The 23,110-nt window shown below is 71.5% G+C and carries 20 protein-coding genes and 1 pseudogene; 10 read left to right on the top strand and 11 right to left on the bottom strand.

What is annotated here, in order from left to right; translation table 11 throughout:
* Positions 1 to 16 precede the first annotated feature (16 nt).
* From N8I84_RS33870 to N8I84_RS33860, 3 genes are read right to left on the bottom strand one after another with little or no spacing between them, the layout of a single operon-like run.
* Positions 17 to 907 (bottom strand): ABC transporter permease, encoded by an 891-nt coding sequence (locus N8I84_RS33870; protein ID WP_263233287.1) that lies wholly within the window; start codon positions 905 to 907, stop codon positions 17 to 19.
* 9 nt (positions 908 to 916) lie between these two features.
* Complete coding sequence (locus tag N8I84_RS33865) at positions 917 to 2,122, bottom strand: ABC transporter substrate-binding protein (protein WP_313884312.1); 1,206 nt, start codon at positions 2,120 to 2,122, stop codon at positions 917 to 919.
* A 41-nt stretch (positions 2,123 to 2,163) separates the two neighbouring features.
* On the bottom strand, positions 2,164 to 3,201 hold the full coding sequence (locus N8I84_RS33860; RefSeq protein WP_263233285.1) for an ABC transporter ATP-binding protein: 1,038 nt from the start codon (positions 3,199 to 3,201) through the stop codon (positions 2,164 to 2,166).
* 104 nt (positions 3,202 to 3,305) lie between these two features.
* Here N8I84_RS33860 and N8I84_RS33855 point away from each other — a divergent pair, with 104 nt between their 5' ends.
* Positions 3,306 to 4,061, top strand: coding sequence for a FadR/GntR family transcriptional regulator (locus tag N8I84_RS33855; RefSeq protein WP_263233283.1), 756 nt, complete (start codon positions 3,306 to 3,308; stop codon positions 4,059 to 4,061).
* 191 nt (positions 4,062 to 4,252) lie between these two features.
* Here N8I84_RS33855 and N8I84_RS33850 read toward each other — a convergent pair whose 3' ends face one another.
* Entirely contained in the window at positions 4,253 to 4,921 is a 669-nt protein-coding gene (locus N8I84_RS33850; RefSeq protein ID WP_263233282.1) for an MmyB family transcriptional regulator, read from the bottom strand.
* A gap of 221 nt (positions 4,922 to 5,142) precedes the next feature.
* Here N8I84_RS33850 and N8I84_RS33845 point away from each other — a divergent pair, with 221 nt between their 5' ends.
* The 5 genes and pseudogenes from N8I84_RS33845 to N8I84_RS33825 form a co-directional block, all read left to right on the top strand.
* A complete protein-coding gene (locus N8I84_RS33845; protein ID WP_263233280.1) occupies positions 5,143 to 5,799 on the top strand; it encodes a helix-turn-helix domain-containing protein in 657 nt (218 codons plus the stop codon).
* A gap of 32 nt (positions 5,800 to 5,831) precedes the next feature.
* Positions 5,832 to 6,362, top strand: coding sequence for a toxin-antitoxin system, toxin component (locus N8I84_RS33840; protein WP_263234971.1), 531 nt, complete (start codon positions 5,832 to 5,834; stop codon positions 6,360 to 6,362).
* A gap of 20 nt (positions 6,363 to 6,382) precedes the next feature.
* Positions 6,383 to 7,591 carry an MAB_1171c family putative transporter gene (locus N8I84_RS33835; RefSeq protein WP_263233278.1) on the top strand — a complete coding sequence of 403 codons (1,209 nt, stop codon included), beginning with the start codon at positions 6,383 to 6,385 and terminating at the stop codon, positions 7,589 to 7,591.
* Complete coding sequence (locus N8I84_RS33830) at positions 7,575 to 9,029, top strand: FAD-dependent oxidoreductase (RefSeq protein WP_263233276.1); 1,455 nt, start codon at positions 7,575 to 7,577, stop codon at positions 9,027 to 9,029. Before N8I84_RS33835 ends, N8I84_RS33830 begins: the two co-directional genes overlap by 17 nt.
* Positions 9,030 to 9,138: 109 nt before the next feature.
* Positions 9,139 to 9,699, top strand: a pseudogene (locus N8I84_RS33825) (pyridoxal-phosphate dependent enzyme); the annotation flags it as partial.
* Between the two features lie 36 nt (positions 9,700 to 9,735).
* On the opposite strand, the gene N8I84_RS33820 reads toward N8I84_RS33825, so the two are convergent.
* Positions 9,736 to 10,164 carry a hypothetical protein gene (locus N8I84_RS33820; protein ID WP_263233275.1) on the bottom strand — a complete coding sequence of 143 codons (429 nt, stop codon included), beginning with the start codon at positions 10,162 to 10,164 and terminating at the stop codon, positions 9,736 to 9,738.
* A gap of 404 nt (positions 10,165 to 10,568) precedes the next feature.
* Here N8I84_RS33820 and N8I84_RS33815 point away from each other — a divergent pair, with 404 nt between their 5' ends.
* Positions 10,569 to 11,759, top strand: a complete 1,191-nt coding sequence (locus N8I84_RS33815) for an MFS transporter (protein ID WP_263233273.1) — start codon at positions 10,569 to 10,571, stop codon at positions 11,757 to 11,759.
* A 3-nt stretch (positions 11,760 to 11,762) separates the two neighbouring features.
* Here N8I84_RS33815 and N8I84_RS33810 read toward each other — a convergent pair whose 3' ends face one another.
* Positions 11,763 to 12,785, bottom strand: a complete 1,023-nt coding sequence (locus N8I84_RS33810; protein WP_263233271.1) for an alpha/beta fold hydrolase — start codon at positions 12,783 to 12,785, stop codon at positions 11,763 to 11,765.
* A 276-nt stretch (positions 12,786 to 13,061) separates the two neighbouring features.
* Here N8I84_RS33810 and N8I84_RS33805 point away from each other — a divergent pair, with 276 nt between their 5' ends.
* Positions 13,062 to 13,286, top strand: a complete 225-nt coding sequence (locus N8I84_RS33805; RefSeq protein WP_263233269.1) for a hypothetical protein — start codon at positions 13,062 to 13,064, stop codon at positions 13,284 to 13,286.
* Between the two features lie 25 nt (positions 13,287 to 13,311).
* Here the strand turns inward: N8I84_RS33805 and N8I84_RS33800 are convergent, their stop codons facing one another.
* Positions 13,312 to 14,067 (bottom strand): 4'-phosphopantetheinyl transferase family protein, encoded by a 756-nt coding sequence (locus N8I84_RS33800; RefSeq protein WP_263233268.1) that lies wholly within the window; start codon positions 14,065 to 14,067, stop codon positions 13,312 to 13,314.
* The gene (locus N8I84_RS33795) at positions 14,012 to 14,920 is read right to left on the bottom strand and encodes a metallophosphoesterase family protein (protein ID WP_263233266.1); all 909 of its coding nucleotides are present in this window, start codon (positions 14,918 to 14,920) and stop codon (positions 14,012 to 14,014) included. The genes N8I84_RS33800 and N8I84_RS33795 overlap by 56 nt, the downstream gene beginning before the upstream one ends.
* 332 nt (positions 14,921 to 15,252) lie before the next feature.
* Between N8I84_RS33795 and N8I84_RS33790 the strand changes: the two genes are divergently transcribed.
* Positions 15,253 to 16,377 (top strand): ATP-grasp domain-containing protein, encoded by a 1,125-nt coding sequence (locus tag N8I84_RS33790; protein WP_263233265.1) that lies wholly within the window; start codon positions 15,253 to 15,255, stop codon positions 16,375 to 16,377.
* 270 nt (positions 16,378 to 16,647) lie between these two features.
* Here the strand turns inward: N8I84_RS33790 and N8I84_RS33785 are convergent, their stop codons facing one another.
* Entirely contained in the window at positions 16,648 to 16,941 is a 294-nt protein-coding gene (locus N8I84_RS33785) for a hypothetical protein (protein ID WP_263233264.1), read from the bottom strand.
* Positions 16,942 to 17,039: 98 nt separating this feature from the next.
* Here N8I84_RS33785 and N8I84_RS33780 point away from each other — a divergent pair, with 98 nt between their 5' ends.
* A complete protein-coding gene (locus tag N8I84_RS33780; protein ID WP_263233262.1) occupies positions 17,040 to 18,725 on the top strand; it encodes a carbohydrate binding domain-containing protein in 1,686 nt (561 codons plus the stop codon).
* A gap of 61 nt (positions 18,726 to 18,786) precedes the next feature.
* Here the strand turns inward: N8I84_RS33780 and N8I84_RS33775 are convergent, their stop codons facing one another.
* Entirely contained in the window at positions 18,787 to 20,037 is a 1,251-nt protein-coding gene (locus tag N8I84_RS33775) for an alpha-L-fucosidase (RefSeq protein ID WP_263233260.1), read from the bottom strand.
* A gap of 3 nt (positions 20,038 to 20,040) precedes the next feature.
* The gene (locus tag N8I84_RS33770; protein ID WP_263233258.1) at positions 20,041 to 23,085 is read right to left on the bottom strand and encodes an alpha-mannosidase; all 3,045 of its coding nucleotides are present in this window, start codon (positions 23,083 to 23,085) and stop codon (positions 20,041 to 20,043) included.
* Between the last annotated feature and the right edge of the window lie 25 nt (positions 23,086 to 23,110).

Below are 23,110 nucleotides of genomic sequence, written 5' to 3'. Positions count from 1 at the left end.
TGGTGGCTCGGGCGTTCTACAGGCTGCTGAGCGCGCCGGTGCGGCGCATCGCCAGCAGGTACAGCACGATGACCACCACCGGGACCGTGCCCAGCGCGGCGGCCATGGGCAGGTTGAGCTCGATGTTGGAGTAGACGAGGTTGCCGATCAGCTGGGTCTTGCCGCCGACGATCTGCACGGTGATGTAGTCGCCGAGGCTGAGCGAGAAGGTGAAGACCGAGCCGGCGGCGACGGACGGCAGCACCATCGGCAGGACGACCGAGCGGAAGGTGCGGCCGGGCCGCGCCCCCAGGTCGGCGGAGGCGTCCAGCAGGTTGGCGGGCAGCTGCGCCAGTGCCGTGTGGACGGGCAGGATCATGTACGGCAGCCACAGGTACGTCAGCGTGATGATCGCCGCCGGGAGGCCGAACCCGGGTCCGCTCAGCCCGAACGGCTTCAGCATCCAGTCGGCGAGCCCGCCCTCGGACAGGATCAGCCGCCACGCGTACACCTTGACCAGGTAACTCGCCCACAGCGGGGTGAGGATGGCGACGACCAGCAGCGGTCGCCACCTGGGCTTCGCCACGCGCGCCGTGTAGAAGGCGAGCGGGAAGGCGATCACCGCGCACAGGGCGGTGACCGAGAGGGCCACGACGATGCTGCGCCAGATGACCTGGCGGAAGACGGAGGTCGTCAGCAACGCGTGGAAGTTGTCGGTCGACCAGACCTTCACCACCTCGGAGGTGAAGGAGTCCGTCGTCCAGAACGCCGAGACGAACAGCACTGCGAGCGAGCCGAGGTAGAGCACGGCCAGCCACAACAGGGGGGCGGTGAGCAGCAGGGACAGCCGCAGCCGAGGGCGGCGGTGCAGCATCCCGGCGAGCCGCCGGACGGGGGCCCGTCCGGCGGCCTGCGCGGTGGCGGTCATCGTCGTGCCTCAGCCCTTGATCTCGGTCCAGGCCTGGACCCACTTGGCGTACGGCACGCACTTGACGTCGCTGCGGCCGTCGAGGCACTGCTCGATGGGGGTGTTCCAGAAGGCGATGTTCTTCCAGTACGCCGTGTCGGCGGCGTGGAAGGTGGTGCAGAAGTTCTTGTCGCTGGTCTGCTCGCACGCCTTGGCGTTGGCGGGGGCCTCACCGAAGTACTCGGCGACCTGCGCGTTGACCTTCGGGGAGATGATCCAGTTCATCCACTGGTAGGCGCAGTTGGGGTGCTTGGCCTTGGAGTAGAGCATCCAGGTGTCGGACCAGCCGGTCGAGCCCTCCTTGGGCACGGTGGCGTCGACCTTGGCGCCCTCGCTCTTCGCCAGGTTGGCGATGACCTGCCAGGTGGTGCCGACCACGGAGTCGCCGCTCTTGAAGGCGGAGACCTCCTTGAGGTAGTCGCCCCAGTACTCGCCGATGTTCGCGTTCTGCTTCTTCAGCAGGTCGACCGCCGCGTCGAACTGCTTCTGGTCGAGCGCGTACGGGTCCTTGATCTTCAGCTCGGGCTTGGTGGCCTTCAGGTACAGCGCCGCGTCGGCGATGTAGATCGGGGAGTCGTACGCCGTCACATGGCCCTTGTACTTGCCGGCGTCGTCGAAGACGGCGGACCAGGAGGTCGGCGCGGGCTTGACCTTGTCCGTGTTGTACATGAGCAGGTTGGCGCCGCGACCGTGCGGGATGCCGTACGCCTTGCCCTTGACGGAGTTCCAGGCCTGCAGCTTCAGGTCGCTGAAGACATCCTTGTAGTTCGGTACGAGGTCGGTGTTGACCGGGGCGGCGTCACCGGAGGCGATCAGGCGCAGGGAGGCGTCGCCGGAGGCGGAGACGGCGTCGTACTCGCCGGTCTTCATCAGCTTGACCATCTCGTCGGAGCTGGCCGCCACCTTGGAGTGGACCTGACAGCCCGTCTGCTTCTCGAAGTCGCCGACCCAGTTCACCTTGGGGTCGTTGGAGCCGTCCTCGACGTAGCCGGCCCAGGCGATCAGGTTGACCTGCCCCTCGTTCTTGCCCAGCTTCGACTGCGCCTTGAGATCGGGCGGGTTGAGGCCGGTGGACGACGAGGAGCCGCCCGAGCCGGAGCCGGACGAGCCGCAGGCGGTTGCCGCGAGCAGCACCGCGGCCGCGACGGTGGCTTTCAAGGTACGCGTGAGACGCACGACGTTCTCCATACGTGACGGTGACCTGGCGTGGGGGATGGTCAGCGGGCGGTGGGGACCTGGACGGCGTGGCGGCGGTGCCACGTGAGGCGCACCCGGGTGCCGCGGTAGGCGGCGACGTCCTCGGAGGAGGTCTCCAGGTTCTGCTGGAGCGCGGTGAGGCGGCCGCCCGCGTCGAGGTCGACGAGGAAGCGGGTGGCGTCGCCGAGGTAGACGACTTCGGCGACGGTGCCGGTGGCGCTGGAGCGCTCGGGCTCGTCGGCGAGGGCGGACTCCTTCAGCACCCGTATCTTCTCGGGCCGGATGCTGTAGGTGCCCGGGGTGCCGGTGACCCGCTCGGCGGCCTCGCCCTCCAGGAGGTTGGAGGTGCCGACGAAGGAGGCGACGAAGGCGGTCGCGGGGCGCTCGTAGATCTCGGCGGGGGTGCCGACCTGCTCGATGCGGCCCTGATTGAAGACGGCGATGCGGTCGCTCATCGTCAGGGCCTCCTCCTGGTCGTGGGTGACGAACACGAAGGTGATCCCGACCTCGCGCTGGAGCGCCTTGAGCTCGACCTGCATCTGCTCGCGCAGCTTGAGGTCGAGGGCGCCGAGCGGCTCGTCGAGCAGGAGGAGGCGGGGGCGGCCGACGAGGGCGCGGGCGAGTGCGACCCGCTGGCGCTGGCCGCCGGAGAGCCGGCTCGGCCGCCGCTTGCCGAAGCCTTCGAGGCGTACGTCGGCGAGCGCCTTGCGGGCCCGCTGGAGCCGTTCGGCCTTGGGCACCTTGCGGACCTTGAGGCCGTAGGCGACGTTCTGCTCGACGGTCATGTGCGGGAAGAGCGCGTAGTCCTGGAAGACGGTGTGGACGTCCCGCTCGAAGGGGGCGAGGCCGGTGACGTCCTGACCGGCCAGCTCCACGGTGCCGGAGGTGGGGCTCTCGAAGCCCGCGATCAGGCGCAGGACGGTCGTCTTGCCGGAGCCGGACGGGCCGAGCATCGAGAAGAACTCCCCGTCGGATATCTCCAGGTCGACCCCGGCCACGGCGGTGGTGCCGCCGAACTCCTTCCGCAGACCCTGCAGCCGGATCGCGCTGCCCTCCATGGACGGGAACCTTTCTGGAGCAGTCTTCCGTTCTTACCCAGGGTCGTAAAGATATGAAGTCATAGTTCAAAGCTCAAGACCCTCTTAAGGTAAAGGTTGAGTCAATGCACAAGGTGGTGGCCGTGAAGCAGAACAGGGACGGCGCCGCCCGGAGAGCCGTGTTCGCTCCGGTGGACACCCGGGCGCGCGTCGAGACGGTCGTCCGCCGGCTCGGCGACGCCATCGAGCTCGGGTTGCTCGCCGACGGAGAGCAGCTGCCCGGGGAGGCGGAGCTGGCCGGGCAGCTCGGCGTGTCCACCGTGACCTTGCGGGAGGCGCTGATGGCGCTGCGGCAGCAGGGGCTGGTCACCACCCGGCGGGGGCGCGGCGGCGGCAGCTTCGTCTCGCTGCCCGCGGACCCGGCGGAGGAGCGGATCAGGCAGCGGCTGGCCGGCTGGAGCACGGAGGAGCTGCGCGACCTCGGTGACCACTGGGCGGCCGTCTCCGGTGCCGCCGCCCGGCTCGCGGCCGAGCGCACCGAACCGGACGATCTCCAGCATCTGCGGCGCACCCTGGAGGAGTTCGCGGCGGCCGGGGACGCGGCGGCGCGCAGTCGCGTCTACGGCCGGTTCCACGTGGAGCTGGCCGCCGCCGCGCAGTCGGCCCGGCTCACCCGGGAGCAGATCGCGCTCCAGACGGAGGTCGGGGCACTGCTGTGTCTCGTCCTCGGGGACGACGCCTATCGCGAGGAGGTGGCCGCCCGCCACCGCTCCCTCGTCCACGCCGTGCAGGACGGGTCCCGGGATGCGGCCAGGGAACTGGCCGAGCGGTGCGTCCAGGAATCGACGGCACGGCTCATCGCACTGCGGGTGACGCTGTAGGGCCTGCCGCCGTGCTGGGCCCTGTCGCCGTGCTGGGCCCTGCCGCCGTGCTGGGCCCTGCCGCCGTGCTGGGCCCTGCCGCCGTGCTGGGCGCTGTCGCGTGCGAACGCTGGGGCTGACGCACGGCAGGAACGAGCCCCGGCGCCGTCGGTGACCTGAACACCGACGGAGCCGGGGCCTCCGCGGCAGCCTTACGCCGGCAGCTCGGGCACCACGCTGAGGTGGTTCGCCGTGCGCCGGGCGCGGCGCGGGCGGTGGGCGGGCGGTGTGGGACGGCGGGCCTCGCGCAGCACCAGGGTCAGCCGGGAGTACCCCATGTCCTGCAGGGTCTTGGGGGTCTCCCCCACCACCCGGCAGTCGGGGCCCCAGCGCGGGTCGGGGTGGAGCAACGGCCGTACCGCCCCGTCGTGCTCCACGGCGTGCGGTCCGGCCGCGCGGATCCAGTGCGGCAGGCCGTCCCGGTAGGCGGCCTCCATGATCGGGTCCTGGGCGATGTCCCGGCGGATGGACTGGAGCCCGTGGTCCTGCCCGTGCCGCTCCACGGCCGCGGCGAAGTGCGCGAGCATCGGCAGGCACCAGCTCGACTCGTGCTCGCCGAGGACCGTGCCCGCGTCCGGATGGAACAGCACGAACCGCAGGAAGTTGTCGCAGGGCATGGCCGTCGGATGGGACGCCACCCCGCTGAACAGTGTCCTGAAAGCGCTGTTGGCGAGCACCACGTCCCAGCGGTGGTCGAAGACGACGGACGGGAAGGGGACGGCCTCGAGGAGCGTGGCATAGTCCTGCAGATACGCCCGTGCTTCCGGACTCTCGGGGAGGGACCGCGGCTGCGACCGCTGCCCTCCTGCCTGAAACGCCATCGGGAGGTCACCCCTCTTGCCATTGCGGCCTTCACGTGGCGCCTTGATCCTGCTGCCCCGCATCCGGCGTGTCAACTATCGTGGCATTTGGCGTCTGTTGACGGCTGAATCTCGCCACAGTTGTGGCGAGACCTGGATGTCTGTTCGAGGGAACGGCTAGTCTCCGGTTGGTTCCGGGCAAGCGAGAACAACGACCTGAGCGAGACGTAGGAGACCTGTCGGTGACGGATGGCTTCGAGGTGCCGGGAGCTGCGGCGCCGGGTCTGCTGCCGGCCGTCGTGGCCCGTGTCACCGCCCTCGCCGACCGGCTGGGCGTGCCGCACGAGCGGATCTTCGACGTCGCGCGGCTGTCGGTCGAGTCCGGCGTCCCGGAGCCGGTGGTGAAGGCCCTGCTGAGCGGAGTGCCCGCCGGGGAGCCGGACCTGCAGGCGCGTTTCCTGCAGCGACTGGACCTGCTGCGCCGCACGCGGCTCAAACCCAACGGGCGCAAGTACACCCAGCAGGAGATCGCCGACGGCGCGGGCATGTCGCGGCAGCAGGCGGGTGCCCTCATCAATGGCGACCGGCGCCCCACCATGGAGCACTGCGACGCCATTCAGCGCTTCTTCGGCGTGCATGCCGGGTTCCTCACGGCCGAGGACCCGGAGGCGCTCGCGAACGCCCTCCAGCGCTCCGAGCAGGAGCTCCTCCAGCAGCTCGCGGACCGCGAGCGCGCGGTGGCCGAGGCCGCCGACGACCCGCTGGAGCGGCTGTTGCAGGACCACGGCGTCCGCGGCATCGCCTGGCGGGCGGCCCAGCTGCCCACCGACCAGCACCGGGACAAGGTCGCCGAGTGGCTGGACATGCTCCTGGAGAGCGTCAAGCGGCCCGAGTCGTGATCCGGGAGAGAACCGTGGGCATCGGAAGGGAAATGCGCCGCCTGTGCGGCGAGTTGGTCGCGGAGCTCTCGCTCCCGGCACCGGCGGAACCCGCCGACCTGTACGCCGCGCTGTGCGACGGCATGAGCAGACGCCGCGGCCGTCCCGTCCAGTTCCGCACCGCTCCCTTCCCGCCGGGCACGGCCAGCGGCCTCTGGCTCGACATGGCCGAACAGGACCTCGTCGTCATCGAGGAACGCACCGCCCCCGACCACCAGTTGGTGATCCTCGGCCACGAGCTGTGGCACATGAACGCCGGGCACCACGGCCACCACGTGGAGGGGGCCGCGGTCGCGGCGCGGCTGCTGAGCGACACGGCGGATCTGCGGGCCACCGTCCACAAGGTCGCCGCGCGTACGCACTTCGACCTCGCCGACGAGAAGGACGCCGAGAGCTTCGGGCTGCTGCTGGCGAGCAAGTGCCGTACCTGGCTCGTCGGTTCGTCCCTGCGCGGGCCCGTCAAACGGGACGACCTGGCGGGGCGGATCGAGGCGTCGCTCGGTTATCGCGGACCGCGGGGCTGAGGGGCGCGGACGCCGATTCCATGGACGGTTCCAGCTATTACATTCCGGCCGCGGCGATGGGGCTGGCGCTCACCTTCAAGGCGCCCGCACTGGCCCGTTCGTGGCGCGATCCGCTGCTCAGGTCGGTGTGCGCGCTGATGGCGCTGGCCGGCCTGGTGTTCTTCTTCGCCGCACCCCCGACCATCGCGAAGGTCAACGACCTCACCGGCGTCACCAATGTCTCGGCGCCCCTGGTGTACTGCCTGCTGAGCGCGTTCAGCGCGTCCTGCCTGGTCCTCGTCGTCAACTGGCGCGGCGGCCCGCCCGAGCGGACCCGGCGCACCACCCGGAGGATCATCACCGGGTACGGGGTGGTCATCGTCGCCCTGGTGGCGCTTTTCGCGCTCGGCGACGCCCCGGTGGAACGGCTGGTCGACTTCGACACGTACTACGCCCGCACCCCGTACATGCGCGAGATGATCGTGCTGTACCTGCTGGCGCTCACCGTGGCGGGCGTCGCGATGAACTTCATGTGCGGACGCTGGGCCCTGCAGGTGCGCGGCTGGCTGCGCGTCGGACTGCTGATCATCGTGACCGGCTATCTGTTCAACCTGGCCTATCTGTCGACCAAGTTCACCGCCGTCGTCGCCCGCTGGTACGGCCACGACCTGGACTACCTCAGCAGTGACGCGGCGCCGGTGCTGGCGTCCGCCGGGGCGCAGATCAGCGCGGTCGGCTTCTGTCTTCCGCTGGCCTGCCAGCGCGTCGGGGACAGCTGGAGCACCTGGGCGACCTATCGCCGGCTCGGGCCGCTGTGGCGCGAGCTGCGACCGGTGTCCGCCCACGCGGACCACGGGGTGCGCATCTCCTGGTGGTCGCCGGTCGAACTCCAGGTCACCCAGCGGGAGTCCGACATCCACGACGGCATGCTCGGCCTGTACCCCTACTTCGACTCCGAGGTGCGCTCCCGCGCCTACGACGCCGCCCTGGCGGCCGGCTCCGACCCCGTCCACGCGCAGGCTGAGGCCGACGCGGCGATGGTGGCCGCGGCCGTGCGGGCGAGGGCCGCCGATCCGGAGGGCAGGGTGATCAGCTCGGCGGGGACGGACAGCGCTCCCGCAGCGTCCCTGGAGGTCCCCCGCGACCTCGTGCGGATGTCGGTCGCCCTGCGTCAGTCACCCGTCGTCGCGGCCGCCCGGGGGCCGGCCGGGACCAGGCCAGGAAGCGACTTCCATGAGCGAACCCGCTAGCACCTCCCCGGACGCGAGACCGCGTCGCGCCGTCGTGATCGGCGGCGGCATGGCCGGCATGCTGGCCGCCGCGGCCCTGCGCCCCCACGCCGACGTCACCGTCGTCGAGCGGGATGTGCTGCCCGAGGGCCCCGAACCGCGCAAGGGGCTCCCACAGGCCCGGCACGTGCACGTGATCTGGTCCGGGGGCGCCCGCGCCATGGAACAGCTGCTGCCGGGGGTGACCGAGGCGTGGCTCGCGGCGGGCGCCCGGCGCGTCCCGCTGCCCACGGGGCTCGTGTCGCTGCAGATGCGGGGCTGGTTCCGGCGCTGGCCCGAGATGCAGTTCATGATCGCGTGCAGCCGTGATCTGCTCGACTGGGCGGTGCGTGAGCGCGTCACCGGGAGCGAGCGCGTGACGGTGTTGCAGCGGACCGAACTGCTGTCCCTGGAGGGCGACGCGTCGCGGGTGACGGGCGTGCGGGTGCGGACGGCCGACGGCGAGGAGCGGGTGCTGGCGGCCGACCTCGTCGTGGACGCCGCGGGGCGCGGTTCGCGCGCGGCGGCCTGGCTGAAGGAACTGGGCGTGCCCGCGGCGCCGCTGGAGGAGGTGGACTCGGGGCTCGTCTACTCCAGCCGGATCTTCCGGGCGCCTGTGGGCACGGAGGAGTTCCCGCTGGTCAACGTGCAGTCGGACGCGACGGTGCCGGTTCCGGGGCGGACCACGACCATCGAGCCGATCGAGGGCGGACGGTGGCTGGTGACGCTGTCGGGCACGCGCGGCGGCGAACCGCCCTCCACCCCCGAGGAGTTCGAGACGTTCGCCCGCGAGAGCGTGCGGCATCCGGTGGTGGGCGAGCTGATCGCGCACGCGGAGCCGCTGACGGACCCGGTCGTCACCCGCAGCACGGTCAACCGCCGGCGGTTCTACGAGAAGGTCGACGGCTGGCCCGAGGGGTTCGTGGCGATCGGCGACTCGGTGGCCACCTACAACCCGGTCTACGGGCACGGGCTCTCGGTCGCCGCTCAGGGTGCCGTGGCGCTGGGCGAGCTGGTGGCCCGGCACGGGACTGCCGCGCCGGGGCTCGCGCGCCGGGTGCAGCGGGCGGTGGCCCGTCCGGTGGCGACGGCCTGGGAGTTCGCTACCAGCACGGACATCCTCTACCCGGGCGCGATCGGCAAGGCACCGAGCCTTGCCAACCGCGTCCTCGGCGCGTACGTCAACCGGCTGATGCTGGCCGCGACCGGCCGTCCGCTCGTCGCCAAGGCGTTCTTCGACGTGGTCACCCTGTCGAAGCCGATGAGCGAACTGGTCCGACCGGCTGTCGTGATCGCCGTCCTGCGCGGCCCTCGCCGTCCGCTCCTGACTGCGCCGCCGCTGACCACGGACGAGTGGAAGGCGGTCACGGGATCGGCGGAAGGCTCACAGGACGGCGAGGGCCGGGAGAGCGCGGCCTAGTGGGGCTTGTCTCTCAGCGGGGCTGCAACGGATCAGCGGCCGGCGATGAGGTGCGGGGCGGACTGTGCGGGGAGGCGCTGACCGGGCCGCCCCCGCAGGTGAGCCGACCGGGTACTCATGCCTGCTCGAGGAGATCCACCAGCAGATCCCCGGCCTGGACACCGTGGTGGTCGCGGTCGGCGGCGGCCTGTTCGCCGGCGTCGCGACCGCCGCCCGGCACCACGGCATCCGCACCGTCGCCGTCGAGCCGGACAACTGCCGTGCGCTGAACGCCGCCCTGGAGGCCGGCCGCCCCGTCGACGTCACCGTCGGCTCCGTCGCCGCCGACTCCTCGGCGCCCGCCGCGCCTCCGCCATGGCCCTGCACGCCGCCCAGCAGGACGGCGTGCACTCCGTACTGGTGCCGGACGCCGAGATCGTCCGCGCCCGCAAGGCACTGTGGGACCACCGCAAGGTGGCCGTCGAACACGGCGCCGCGACCGCCCTCGCCGCACTCACCTCACCCGACGAGCGTCTGTTCCGAGGAGCGTCCGCCCGACGGCGACCTGCCGGTCCGGCCCGACACCCCCCATCGCGGCTACCGGCCCGGAAGGGGAGAGAAGGTCTGCGTCGTGCTGTGCGGCGCCAACACCGACCCCACCGATCTGACCGAACCGCCCACCGGGCAGTGACCAGCGCGACCGAAGTGGTCCCCGGGGCCGAGGCGCCTACTTGAGTTCGATCACCAGGCCGAAGTCGTCGCCCCGGTGCCAGCCCGTGCTGATCTTCGGGCTGTGGTGGGTGTCGTCGGCCCAGCTGTAGAAGTGCGACCAGGTGACGTCGTCGCCGTACCAGTGGTCGTAGTCGGTCTCCGCGTACGCCTGGACGGCCTTGCCGTCACGCTTGGTGTCCCACAGGTAGAAGGCGCCGGAGGCGTACGACTTGCCGTTGACCTTCTTCGTGCACTCCATGTACTTCGCGGCGCCCCCGGTGATGTGGATCTCCTTCCAGCCGGAGCACTTGTTGGCCGCGGCCTCCACGTTCGCGGCGGACTGAGCAGACCGGGCGGACGGTGCGCCGGTCGCTGCCGGGGCGGCGGCGAGGCCGCCCACCAGGGCCAGTCCGGCGGCTGCGAGGGCGATGCTCTTGCGTGACATCACAGTGGATCCCCTTCCGTCGGCCGACGGACGGTCCCCCGGTGGGTCCCTCGTGGTCCGTCGGCACGACACCACCGTGCCCGGCCTCCCCGTCCCGCCCCAGCGATCCCCGGCCACATGACGCCCTTACGGGACCCCACCCCCTGTGACCTGCCGGGACGTCGCCATGGATGGGGGAACGGTGGGACGGTTCCGCGGGATGTTCCTGCGGAACGGCAGCAGCGGGTGGCGGTAGCGGGCGGACGCCAGGCGGACGGTCGTGCGGAATTCCCTGCGCCGCACGGGACCCGCCGCCTACGATGCGGTGCCATGACCTGGCGACATTGATCCCGCAGCCATGCCTCCCGAGGGCCGCCCCGGACGCCCTGCTCCCGGCGTCCGAACTGTCCCTGCGGGAAGGCCTCATGACACTCTCACCTGCACGTGTGCCCGCCACCGGGGTCCGGCGGCTGACCGCGAAGCTGTACTGCTACGCGTTCCTCGACGACTTCGTCCTGCTCTACCCGGTGTACGCGCTGCTGTTCAGCGACACCGGTCTGTCGCTGTGGCAGATCTCCTCTCTCTTCGCCCTCTGGTCGGCCACCGGCGTACTCCTGGAAATTCCTTCGGGGGCTTGGGCCGACGCCCTCTCCCGTCGGCTGCTGCTGTGGCTCGGCCCACTCCTCACCGCCGTCGCCTTCGTCCTGTGGGTGCTCGTCCCGTCGTACGGGGCCTTCGCCCTCGGCTTCGTCCTCTGGGGCGCCGGCGGAGCTCTCCGCTCCGGGGCGCTGGAGGCACTCGTGTACGACGAGTTGGGCCGCCTCGGCGCCGCCGAGCGGTACACCCGCGTCATGGGCCGGGTCCGCGCGGCCGGGCTGGTGGCCGTGATGGCGGCGATGGCGCTGGCCGGCCCGGTATTCGCCCTGGGCGGCTATCCCGCCGTCGGCGCGGCGAGCGCGCTTGCCTGCCTCCTCGCCGCGGCGACGGCGGCCCGGCTGCCGGAACACCGGGCGCCGGCCGCACGGAACGGCGACTGGGTCGTGACGCTGCGGGCGGGGCTCGCCGAGGCCCGAGCCGACCGGTCCGTACGCGGAGCCCTGCTGCTCGTCCCGGCCGTGGGCGCCGTGTGGGGCGCGCTCGACGAGTACACGCCGCTCCTCGTGAAGGGCACCGGCGTGCCCGATGAAGCCGTCCCCTACCTGCTCCTCCTCGTCTGGGCCGGGGCCACGACCGGCGGCCTGTCGGCCGGGGCGTGCGCACGCCTGGGCCGGGCCGGACTCTCCGGACTCCTCGCGGGCGCCGCGCTCGCCCTGGCCGTCGGCGCAGCGCTGCGGACACCGGCCGGCCTCGTCCTCGTGGCCCTCGCCTTCGGTGGCTTCCAACTGGCCACGGTGCTGGCCGACGCCCGGCTCCAGGCACGCATCGACGACGGGCACCGGGCCACGCTGACGTCGGTGGCAGGCCTCGGCACCGACGTGGCCACGATGGCGGTGTACGGCGCGTACGCGGCGGTCAGCTCGGCCACCACGCACAGCACCGCCTTCGTATGGGCCGCGCTGCCGTACCTCGTGACGGCCCTACTGGTGGCGGCCGGCGGCCGCGCTTCAACCAGATGATCGTCACGTGGCGCTGCGCTCGCTCGCCTCCCGTACGTCCCTGTCCGGTGCCCGGTTCCCGGAGTGGCCGGGACGGCCGGCCCGCAGCAGCGCCCGCCAGTGGTCGCGGCTCCACTCCGCCGCGGGTGTGGCACCGGTGAACTCCTCGACCAGAGCCAGGAAGCGCGCGGGGTCGGTGTGGAACGGGAAGTGGCCCGCGCCCTCGAAGATCTCCAGACGGCTGCCGGGCATCGCCTCGTGCGCCCGGTGGGCGTGCCGCACGGGCACCACACCGTCGCGGTCGCCCCAGATCAGCAGGGTGGGCATGCCCTCGGTCAGGTAGCAGCGGTCGAGCATGGTGACCGCCTGGCCCCGCCAGTCGACCACGGCCCGCAGCGTGCGGATGAAGGCGCTGCGGGACGTCGCGTCCGGCAGCGCGTCCACCAGGGTCAGCAACTCGGCCGCGTCCTGGCCCAGATCGGTGTCCAGCAGTCGCATCAGGCGGGCGAACAGGCCGAGGTTGAGCCGCATACCGGGCAGGCGGAGCGCGGCGAGCATCAGGTGCGCACCGGGCAGGGAGGCGGCCCGCAGCACCGGGTTGACCTCCCGGCCCACTCCCCCGGCGCTGACCAGAATCAACCGCTCGGTGCGCTCGGGGAACTGGTACGCGAACTGCATGGCCACGCCGCCGCCCAGCGAATGCCCCACCAGGGTGGCCGACTCGATGCCGAGAGTGGTGAGCAGATCGCGTACCCCGTTCGCGTACGCGGCCACGGAGTAGTCGGCGCGCGGTTTGTCGGATGCTCCGTGGCCGAGCAGGTCCGGCGCGAGCACGGTGTGGGTGCGGGCCAGGTCGGGGATCAGGTCGGCCCAGGTCGCCGAGGAGTCGCCGATGCCGTGGACGAGGACGAGCGCCGGGCCCTGGCCGGCCAGGCGATAGGCGCGCCGGTAACCGTGCACGATCCGGTGGCGCGGGCGCAGTTCGCCCTCGCCCACGGGGCGCCGCCCGGGGGCGCGCCGCGCATGCCCACCCGTGACCTCCTCCACCGCCCGCCTCCCTTCCGCCGGCCCCCGCGAAGGCGTGTGAAAGCCCTTGCCCCCCAGCGTAGGGGGCGTGTTCCCCGCTGGATTTCGGCCAGGTTTCGCCTCGGCTAAGCGGGCGAACCCGCAGGGAGGCGAACGGGATTGTCAGTGGCGGACGGCAAGCTTGGGAGGTGCGTCCGAGGTGCGCGCGGCGGCCGTCCGCGTACCGCCGGCGCGTGCCGTGCACGAACCGCCGTGCGACGCCCCCGTCGCACGGCCGAAACCGGGGAGAGCCGACCGATGCCGACCGCCGTCCTGACCGACCGCCAGCGCGCCGCCGTGCAGGCCTATCTGCGTCTCCTGCACACCGTACGAGCCGCCTTCGACGGCCCGCCGGACACGCACCGACCTCCCGTGGTCCCGACCGCCGCGCTGGCCGAGGCGGACCGGGCCCTGGCGGAGGCGGGGCTCACGGGCACCGAGGAGGAGTTCTTCCGCCTGCTCGGCGACTGGTGCCCCCGATGACCGGGCGGACGACTCGGAGGGCGACTCAGAAGTGGTGCACGGCGACGGCCGTCGCGAGCAGGCCCCCGCGTACGGTCCAGCGACCGTCGAAAGCATCGACGCGGCGGCCGTCGACCAGCGGGCCCGGCACCAGGAGCCGTGCCCGGAAGCCGCCGGAGGCGTCCGAGGCGTCCCGGGAGTCCGACGGCTCCGAAGCGGCCCGGGAGTCCGGCGAATCCGGGGAGTCCGGGGCCTGGAGGGCGGTACCCGGGTCGATCTCCACGTCGGCCTCGAGGAAGTCGAGCCACTTGCCGGTCAGGGGGAACCACGCCTTGTAGACCGACTCCTTGGCGCTGAACAGCAGCCGGTCCCAGTGGACGGATGGACGGCTGCGGGCGAGGCCTCGCAGCCGGGTCCGCTCGGTGGGCAGGGCCACCGCGTCCAGTACGCCGTCCGGCAGCCGGTCGTGGGGTTCGGCGTCGATGCCGAGCGAGGCGAGTTCGCCCGCCCGGGCCAGCGCGGCGGCACAGTAGCCGACACAGTGCGTCATGCTGCCGATCAGCCCGTCCGGCCAGCGCGGTGCGCCGTGCTCGCCGGGCAGGACCGGCTGCGGCAGGACTCCGAGCTTCTCCATGGCGTGGCGTGCGCAGGCCCGTACGGCGGTGAACTCCCGGCGCCGCTTGTCCACCGCCCGCGCTATGACAGCTTCTTCCTCGGGGTGGAGGCTGACGCCGTCGCCGAGCGCGTCACGGCCGTGCGCCTCCACGACCGCGACCGGCCCCGGAAGCAGCTCCTCGATCACCTGCTTGGTCCTCCATCGGCAGAATGCGCCGCAGTTCCCCTGGCGGCTGCGGGCGCGGGCCCCACTCACGGGGGTAGCCCAGGGACACCTCTTCGAAGCGGACGCCCTCGTGGTGGGTGGTCCGCGGAACGTGCAGATGGCCGTAGACCATGCACGCCACCGGAAAGCGGCGGTGCCAGTCGGCGGTGAGGCGGGTACCGCACCACATGGCGAACTCGGGGTAGCGCAGGATGTCCGTCGGATGCCGGTCCAGCGGGTAGTGGTTCACCAGCACCACGGGGAGATCGCCGGGGATCTCCGTCAGCCTGCGCTCGGTCTCGGCCACCCGGGCCCAGCACCACGCCTCGCGGCTGGGATAGGGGTCGGGGTGCAGCAGGTGCTCGTCGGTGCACACGATCCCGGTGCCCTGCGCGTAGTCGAGCCCCTGCTCCTTGGTCGTGCATCCCTTCGGCAGGAACGAGTAGTCGTAGAGGAGGAACAGCGGGGCGACGACCGCCGGACCGCCCGGGCCCTCCCAGACCGGGTAGGGGTCCTCGGGTGTCGTCACGCCCAGCTCCCGGCACACGGCCACCAGGTGCTCGTACCGCTCGACGCCGCGCAGGGTGACGGTGTCCTTCCGGTGGGTCCACAGCTCGTGGTTGCCCGGAGCCCAGACCACCTTGCCGAAGCGGCCGGCGAGCAGTTCCAGGGCCCAGCGGATGTCGGCGACGGTCTCGGCCACGTCACCGGCGACCAGCAGCCAGTCCTCGTCCGACGTGGGCCGCATGCACTCGACGAGGGCGCGGTTCTCGGCGTATCCGACGTGCAGGTCGCTGATGGCGAGCAGGCGTCCACGGCCGTCCGTCGACTCCACTCTCGCCCCTTTCGAGATCCGAATTGGCTCCACAAGACCACATCGGGATGCGGAGGGACAAGAGCGACCCGCGGCAGGTTCCCGGCCGTGGCCGAAACAGCGGGCACCGGGTGCTCGGCCGTCCTGGGCCAGGCCCCTCGCCGCCTGATCGGGAGCCGCGGAAAATCCGTAACCCGCGCGTAGCAGTGGTGGCGCCCGGAAGGCCCTATGATCGCCCCAGCACATCCGTCGCGGACGCCGCAGAAGCGTACGGCGGTTCGGTGCACCTCCCTCTCCCCTGGCCGGGCACGGCCTGCTTCGCCCTGCCCGCACAACCGTGAAAGGCGGCCTGCATGGTCTCTCGCGTACGCGTCTGGCTCAACCGCACGTACGCGGAGAACGTGTTCTTCATGGATCAGCTGCGGAGAAATCCCAGCGACCGGGCCGTCGAGATCCACGCCACGCACGGTGACCCCGACTCGCCCGTCCTGGCCGCCGCGGACACCGCCGATCTGGAGCCGGAGGGCCTGTCCCCGGCCGCGTACGTGGAGTACGCCCTCGACCAGTGCGAACGGCGTGGCATCGATGTCTTCGTGCCCCGCCTGCACCAGTCGGCGATCGTGGCGCACCGAGCCGAGTTCGAGGCGGCGGGTACGGCGCTGCTGGCGCCGCCGCCGGAGGCCGTGGCCGTCTTCGAGGACAAGGTGATCGCGTACGAGGCCGTGCAGGCGATCGGTGTGCCCGTGCCGCCGTGGTTCCGGGTGCGGTCGGCGGACCAACTCGTCGCCGCGGTGGAGGAGTTGGAGGCCGGTGGGTTCAAGGCGTGCCTCAAGCCGGCGTCCGGTGCGGGCGGGGTGGGCTTCCGGGTCGTCACGCGCACCCCGTTCTCGCTCGCGCACCTCACCGGGTTCCCCAGCCCCTATGTGCCGCTGGACCTGGTCGTGGATGCGCTGGAGCAGGCCGAAGAGCCGGTCGACTGGCTGGTGATGCCGCGCCTGGAGCAGCCGGAGGTGTCGGTGGACTGCCTCACCGGGCCGGACAACCGGGTGCGGCTGGCCATCGGCCGCACCAAGGACGGCCGTCGGCGCGGCTTCACGCAGCACGAGCAGTGGCTGGAGCCGGCGCGGCGGATCGCGGAGGGGTTCGGGCTGCACTACCTGTCCAACATCCAGTTCCGGATGTTCGGCGAGCAGCCCGTGCTCATGGATGTCAACACGCGCCCGGCCGGCGGCTTGCACCAGCTCTCCCTGTGCGGGGTCAACGCGCCTTGGGCTGCGGTGCAGTTGGCGCTCGGGGAGGATCCCGGGGAGATCACGCCGCCGTTCCTGGGCCAGGACTACACGGTGGTGTCGGGGCCGCGGCCCCTGCGACCGGTGTCGCTGCCTCAGCAGCGGGTCGAGCAGGCGGAGCCGTTGCTGCCGGCGGTTCCTGCCCCCGTCGAGGCAGTCGAAGCAGCGGCGGAGGCACTGCCGCTCTAGGTCTCTTGCGAAAGTGGCGCCGTCGCCCGAAGGGCGGCGCCCGGGCGTCCGGTGCGTGCTCTGGGGTGCCCCACGCTCGAAGAGCTTGGGGAGTGCCGCCCGGAAGCCCTCGTACTGGGTGTACTCGGGCTCTCGGGCGGTGCGGCGAGCGGGGTCCCCGCTCGAAGAGAGCTTGGGGGAGCGTGCCCGGCGTCGCGCGGCAGGCGTCGCTCTCGCAACAGGCCCTGGGGTCGTCGGCCGGGTGCGGGGCTTTCGCCCCCGGTCACGCCGTCACGTGTACGCGAGCGGTGCCGCGGATGCCTGCGGTGCCGCCGGCGGGAGCGGCGAGTGCGTCCGGGAGCCCCGGAAAGTCTGAATCACCGGCGCGGCGAAGCGCCGGGACGCCGCCGCCCGCGCTGCCGGCGATGTGGCCTGGACGCCCGCGTCGGCCGTGACCATGAGGACCAGGTGGTCCAGGACGAAGTCGGGGCTCGGACGTCCGGCGGCCTTGGCGCGATGGGCGAGCCGGCGGGCTGCGCCACGACCCGCGTCTCTCCGCTCACCGGTATGGACCAATTCCGTCATTCTCCTTGACACGCGGATTGGTCCATACCAACTTGGTTGCGCATCGTTTCGCATGTCCCTGCCACTCCCGAACACCCCACATCCTCCAGGGAGATCGCGTGCGCAACCCACTCAGGCGTTCCAGACGCCGACTCCTTGCTCTGCTCGGTTCCGCCGCCCTTGCGGTCGGTGGAGCCATCGCCCTTCCGGGCACGGCCCAGGCGGCCAACATTCTGACCAACCCCGGCTTCGAATCAGGCTCCCTCTCCCCCTGGTCCTGCACCGGAAACCTCGGCTCGGTCGTCTCCTCGCCCGTGCACGGGGGGTCCAAGGCCCTTCAGGGAGCGGTGAGTTCGAGTGACAACGCCCAGTGCAGCCAGACCGTGGCGGTGAAGCCGAACACGACGTACACGCTTCAAGGCTGGGTGCGGGGCAGCTACGTCTACCTCGGCGTCGACGGCGGCGCCTCCACGTGGACGTCGTCCCCGTCGGCCTACAGCCAGCTGTCCGTGTCCTTCACCACGGGTGCCTCGCAGACCAGTGCCACCATCTACGTCCACGGCTGGTACGCCCAGGGCTCCTACTACGCCGACGACATCAGCCTCGACGGCCCCGGCGGAGGCGGCGGCTCGGACACGCAGGCGCCGACCGCGCCCAGCGGACTGACCTCCACGGGCAAGTCGTCGTCGAGCGTGTCGCTGAAGTGGAACGCCTCGACGGACAACGTCGGTGTGACGGCGTACGACATCTACAGCGGCTCCAGTCAGGTGCTCAGTGTCTCCGGTACGACCGCCACGGTCAGCGGGCTGTCGCCCAGCACCTCCTACGCCTTCACCGTGAAGGCGCGGGACGCGGCCGGGAACACCTCCGCGGCCTCCAACTCCGTGACCGTCACCACGGACGCGGGCACCGGCGGCGGCACCGGCTTCAAGCAGGCCGCGCCCTACCTGTACGAGGGCTGGGGTGACCCACCGAGCCCGACGACGGTGATGAGCGCGACGGGCATCAAGTGGTTCACGATGGCGTTCATGCTGGACTCCGGCGGCTGCAACCCCGCCTGGGACGGCAGCAGGCCGCTGACCGGCGGTGTCGACCAGAGCGCCATCAACGCCGTCCGCTCCGCCGGCGGTGACATCGTCCCGTCGTTCGGCGGCTGGCAGGGCAGCAAGCTCGGCGCCAACTGCTCCTCGGCGAGCGCGCTCGCCGGGGCCCTGCAGAAGGTGATCGACGCCTACTCGCTCAAGGCGATCGACATGGACATCGAGAACACCGACGAGTTCGAGAACGAGGCCGTCCAGGCGAAGATCCTCACCGCCCTGAAGACGGTCAAGGCCAACAACCCCGGCCTGAAGACCATCGTCACCTTCGGGACGTCCACCACCGGCCCGACGTACTACGGCAACCGCCTCATAGAGCAGGCGCAGTCGCTCGGCGCCAACATAGACGTCTTCACCATCATGCCTTTCGACTTCGGCGGCGGCTCCGACATGTACGGCAACACCGTGAACGCGGCCGAGGGCCTGAAGGCCAAGCTGAAGTCGGCCTTTGGCTGGGACGACGCCACCGCGTACTCCCACATCGGCATATCCGGCATGAACGGCCTGTCCGACCAGCAGGAGAACACGACCCCGGCGATCTGGACCCAGATCAAGGACTGGGCCAACTCGCACCACATCGCCCGCCTCGCCTTCTGGTCGGTCAACCGGGACCGACCGTGCCCGGGCGGGGGCGTGGTGAGCAACTGCTCCGGCATCAGTCAGAACAACTGGCAGTTCACCTCGATCACGGCCGGCTTCACCGGCTGAGCGAGGAAGCCGGCAACGGGAAAGGGGGGTGCCCGGCACGTCGGGCACCCCCCCTGACGCCTCAGAAGCGGCCCGAGCCCCGGTACAGCTCCAGCTCGCCGTCCAACTCGACCGCGAGGACGGTGGCGTACGGGTCCAGGTCGGCCTCGGACGGCGGGTCGATCCACAGCACGCCGACCGCCTCGTGCAGTCCGCCGACGACCCGGTGGCCGAGTTCCGTGCCGGTGCCGAGCACGGTGACCTTGCGGACCGGCGTGGCCAGGCCCCGGACGCCGATCTCGGCGCGCGGGACGTCGAACAGGGTCAGGTAAAGGGTGCGGCGGTCGGCGGAGAGGGTGCTGGGGCCGTAGTGGTGACCGGCCGGGAGGCCGCGCACCGTTCCGTACACCGCCTCCGCATGCCTGCGGATCCACTCCCCCAGGCCCTCCAGACGCTCCACCTGGGCCTGCGGGATGGTGCCGTCCTCCATCGGGCCGACGTCCAGGAGCAGGTTGCCGCCTGAGCCAATGGTCTCGGTGAAGTAGCGGATCAGCTGGGACAACGACTTGTGGTTGTGGTCGTGGTGCTGGTAGCCCCACGAGTCGTTGATCGTCAGGCACAGCTCCCAGGGGCCCTCCGGCGGAACGATGGGAGCGCCCTGCTCCGGGGTGGCGTAGTCTCCCTCGCTGAGCATGCGGGCGTTGAAGACGACGTGGGGCACGTAACTGCGGATGAGCGCGGCGAGTTCGGGGATGCGCCACTGCTCCTCGCTGCGGTCCCACTCGCCGTCGAACCACATCAGGTCGGGACGGTAGCGGGAGGCCAACTCCTTGATCTGGCCGTCCCGGTAGGCGATGAACCGCTCCCAGGCCTCAAGGTCCTCGTCCTCGGCCGCCACCTCGGAGTAGCGGTTGTCCTCCAGCTCCGGCGGGCGGCCCGGCTTGCGCGTGGAGGCGTAGTCGGGGTGGTTCCAGTCGGAGTGGGAGTAGTAGAGGCCGACCTTGAGGCCCTTCTCGCGCAGGGCCTCGGCGTACGGGCCGATGTAGTCCTTGCCGAGGTTGAGGTCGCCGTACCGCGTGTCCCACAGGGCCACTCCGTCATGGTGACGGCTCGTCAGCACCGCGTACTTGGCGCCGGCGCGGGCGAACAGGTCCGCCCACGCCTTCGGGTCGTAGTCGGCGCCGGTGAAACGCTCCAGCTGGGACATGTACTGGTCGTGCGGCACGATGTCGTCGTAGAACGACCAGGACTCCTGGACGCCGTCGACGGCATAGATGCCCCAGTGCACGAAGATCCCCAACTTGGCGTCGGTGAACCAGGGTTGCATGGCCACGCGTCAGCCCCTCCGCAGACGGAGCGTCAGGATCTGGAAGGGCCGCAGAGCGACGGGGACACCGCCGCCGACGATCTCCGCGTCCTCCAGCGGGCGCTCCAGCAGGTCCGTCACCTGGGCGCCGGCGAGCGGGAAGCCGGTGCGGAGCACGCCCTCGGCGCGGCCGCCCCGGGACTCGTAGAGCCGTACGACGACGTCACCGGACTCGTCGTCGGCGAGCTTCACCGCCTCCACGGTCACGCCCCCGCCGTCCACGGAGACGACCGGCTCCGGCGCGCCCGCCGCCTCGGCCACCCGGAGCGGGAGGTTGAGGGCGTAGCCCTCGGCGACCGCGTCATCGATGGTCGCACCGGGGAGCAGGGAGTACGTGAAGCGGTGGCGGCCCTGGTCGGCGCCGGGGTCCGGGACGCGCGGGGCGCGGACCAGGCTGAGGCGGACCGTGGTGGTCGTACCGCCGTCCTCGCGGACCGTGCGGGAGACGTCGTGGCCGTAGGTCGAGTCGTTGATGACCGCGACGCCGTAGCCGGGCTCGGCGATGTGCACCCAGCGGTGGCCGGAGACCTCGAACCGGGCCGCCTCCCAGCTGGTGTTGGTGTGGGTGGGCCGCTGGACGTGCCCGAACTGGATCTCCGCGGAGGAGTGCGGGGCGCGGATGTCGACCGGGAAGCCCGCCTTGAGGAACTTCTCCGCCTCGTGCCAGTCGATGTCCGTCTCGAAGTCGATACGGGGGCTGCCGGCGCGGAGCGTGATCGTCTGCGTGATCTTCGAGCCCTTGCCGAAGCTCCGCTCCACCCGGATCGCGCCGAGCAGCGGGTCCTCCTCGACGACCGCCACGGAGTCGGCGTCCAGCAGATCCGTGTAGCGGTTCTTGTAGTGCTTGTCGACGTCCCAGGCGTCCCAGTAGTTCGGGAGGTCGGTGTGCAGGCGCAGCAGATTGCCCTTGTCGGCGAGGACCTCACGGCCACCGGCCCGCAGGTCGCGTACGGAGGCCAGCGTGCCGTCCTCCGCGACCTCGACGCGCACAAGGCCGTTGTCGAGCACGCGACCGCTCACCGTGACCGGCTGCGGCGGGTCGGCTACCGCGACGGGGGCGCTGCCGTTCGCCGGCACCTCGGCGTAGGCCGGGACGCCCGGGGCCGTGCGGACGACCTCGGCGCGGTCGAAGGGGCTGGTGTTGAAGGCACGGGTGCCGCCGGCGCCCAGCGCGGCCACCGCCTCCGCCGTCAGCTCTTCCAGCTCCTGGGCGACGCGGGCGTACTCGGCCTCGGCCTCGCGGTGCACCCAGGCGATCGACGAGCCCGGCAGGATGTCGTGGAACTGGTGCAGCAGGACCGTCTTCCACAGCCGGTCCAGCTTCGCGTACGGGTACGCGTACCCCGGCGCGTGCAGCGCGGCCGTCGTCGCCCACAGCTCCGCCTCGCGCAGCCGGTGTTCGCTGCGCCGGTTGCCCTGCTTGGTGCGGGCCTGGGAGGTGTAGGTGGCCCTGTGCAGCTCCAGGTACAGCTCGCCCACCCACACCGGGGCGTCCGGGTACTCCTCGCGGGCCTTGGCGAAGAACGCGTCGGGGTGTTCGACCTCGACCCTGGCGGAGCCCTCCAGGTTCTTCAGCCGCCGCGCCCGTTCCATGATCTCGCGGGTGGGGCCGCCACCGCCGTCACCCCAGCCGAAGGGGGCCAGCGAGCGCGTCGCGCCGCCCTTCTCCTGGTAGTTGCGCACCGCCCGGGCCATCTCCTCGCCGCTGAAGCGGGCGTTGTAGGTGTCGACCGGCGGGAAGTGGGTGAAGATGCGGGTGCCGTCGATGCCCTCCCACCAGAAGGTGTGGTGGGGGAACTTGTTGGTCTGGTTCCACGAGATCTTCTGGGTGAGGAACCACTCGTTGCCGGCGAGCTTGGCGAGCTGCGGGTAGGCCGCGGTGTAGCCGAAGGAGTCGGGCAGCCACACGCCCTTGGTCTCGATGCCGAAGTGCTCGATGAAGAACCGCTTGCCGTGGATGAGCTGGCGGGCGATGGCCTCGCCGCCGGGCAGGTTGCCGTCGGCCTCCACCCACATGCCGCCGACCGGGGCCCACTGGCCCTTCTTCACCGACTCCTGGATACGGGCCCACACGTGCGGGTAGTTGTCGCGCACCCACTCGTACTGCTGGGCCTGCGAGCAGGCGAAGACGAACTCCTCGTACTCGTCGGCCAGGGACGTGACGTTGGAGAAGGTGCGGGAGGTCTTGCGCTTGGTCTCCCGGATCGGCCACAGCCAGGCGGAGTCGATGTGCGCGTGCCCGACGCCGGAGACGATGTGCGCGCTCGCGTGCGCCGGCTTGGCGAGGACGGGCTTCAGCGCCTCGCGCACGGAGGCGGCCGAGCCGGAGATGTCGTCGAGGTCGAGCAGGTCCATCGCCCGGTCGAGGGCGTGCATGATCTCGTGCCGGCGCGGGTCGTGCTCGCCGAGCTCCAGCATCAGCTCGCGCAGCACCTGGATGTCGAGGTCGAGGTGCCATACGTCCTCGTCCAGGATGGCGATGTCGGCGCGCCGGAAGGTGTAGAGCGGCTTGTCCCCGGCTGTGAGCACGTCGCCGAGCGGGGTGGGGGCCGCGAAGTCGTTCGCGAGGATGTCCGGGTTGGAGGCGGCCTCGACGAGGTAGTGGATCTCCTCGCCGCCGACGGCCGGGTGGGCGATCGGCACGTACTGGTTGAGCGGGTTGACGGCCTTCAGCGGCCGGCCGTCGGTCAGGTGCACCAGGGCCTCGGCCTGGTTGCCGGGCCAGTCGCCCACGAAGCCGAGGTCGATCACGGCCTCGACGCGTCGGCCGGCCCACTCCGAGGGAACCTGCCCGCTCATGCGGAACCAGGTGGTGCCCCAGGGCGGACCCCACGGGGTGCCCATCGCGAAGGGCGCGTACGGCGCGGCGGCGGCCTCGGCGAACGGGACCGGCTCCCCCGGGGCCTGCCAGGCCTCCACCTCGAAGGGAACCGTGGCGGCGTAGATCGCGGTCTTGATGCGCTGGTCGTGGAGGCGCTGGACACGTTCCTCGATCCGGCGGCGTTCGTCGTGCATTCGGTGTCTCCAGGGAGAGCGGGAG

Origin of the sequence: Streptomyces cynarae, assembly GCF_025642135.1 — a bacterium.
GTDB lineage: Bacteria > Actinomycetota > Actinomycetes > Streptomycetales > Streptomycetaceae > Streptomyces > Streptomyces cynarae.
This window is presented reverse-complemented; position numbering and strand designations above follow the sequence as displayed.

Coding starts and splice junctions, on each gene's coding strand:
- N8I84_RS33870 (WP_263233287.1), bottom strand. CDS start 907: ATGACCGCCACCGCGCAGGCCGCCGGACGGGCCCCCGTCCGGCGGCTC.
- N8I84_RS33860 (WP_263233285.1), bottom strand. CDS start 3,201: ATGGAGGGCAGCGCGATCCGGCTGCAGGGTCTGCGGAAGGAGTTCGGC.
- N8I84_RS33855 (WP_263233283.1), top strand. CDS start 3,306: ATGCACAAGGTGGTGGCCGTGAAGCAGAACAGGGACGGCGCCGCCCGG.
- N8I84_RS33850 (WP_263233282.1), bottom strand. CDS start 4,921: ATGGCGTTTCAGGCAGGAGGGCAGCGGTCGCAGCCGCGGTCCCTCCCC.
- N8I84_RS33840 (WP_263234971.1), top strand. CDS start 5,832: ATGCGCCGCCTGTGCGGCGAGTTGGTCGCGGAGCTCTCGCTCCCGGCA.
- N8I84_RS33835 (WP_263233278.1), top strand. CDS start 6,383: ATGGACGGTTCCAGCTATTACATTCCGGCCGCGGCGATGGGGCTGGCG.
- N8I84_RS33830 (WP_263233276.1), top strand. CDS start 7,575: ATGAGCGAACCCGCTAGCACCTCCCCGGACGCGAGACCGCGTCGCGCC.
- N8I84_RS33820 (WP_263233275.1), bottom strand. CDS start 10,164: ATGTCACGCAAGAGCATCGCCCTCGCAGCCGCCGGACTGGCCCTGGTG.
- N8I84_RS33815 (WP_263233273.1), top strand. CDS start 10,569: ATGACACTCTCACCTGCACGTGTGCCCGCCACCGGGGTCCGGCGGCTG.
- N8I84_RS33805 (WP_263233269.1), top strand. CDS start 13,062: ATGCCGACCGCCGTCCTGACCGACCGCCAGCGCGCCGCCGTGCAGGCC.
- N8I84_RS33790 (WP_263233265.1), top strand. CDS start 15,253: ATGGTCTCTCGCGTACGCGTCTGGCTCAACCGCACGTACGCGGAGAAC.
- N8I84_RS33785 (WP_263233264.1), bottom strand. CDS start 16,941: ATGACGGAATTGGTCCATACCGGTGAGCGGAGAGACGCGGGTCGTGGC.
- N8I84_RS33770 (WP_263233258.1), bottom strand. CDS start 23,085: ATGCACGACGAACGCCGCCGGATCGAGGAACGTGTCCAGCGCCTCCAC.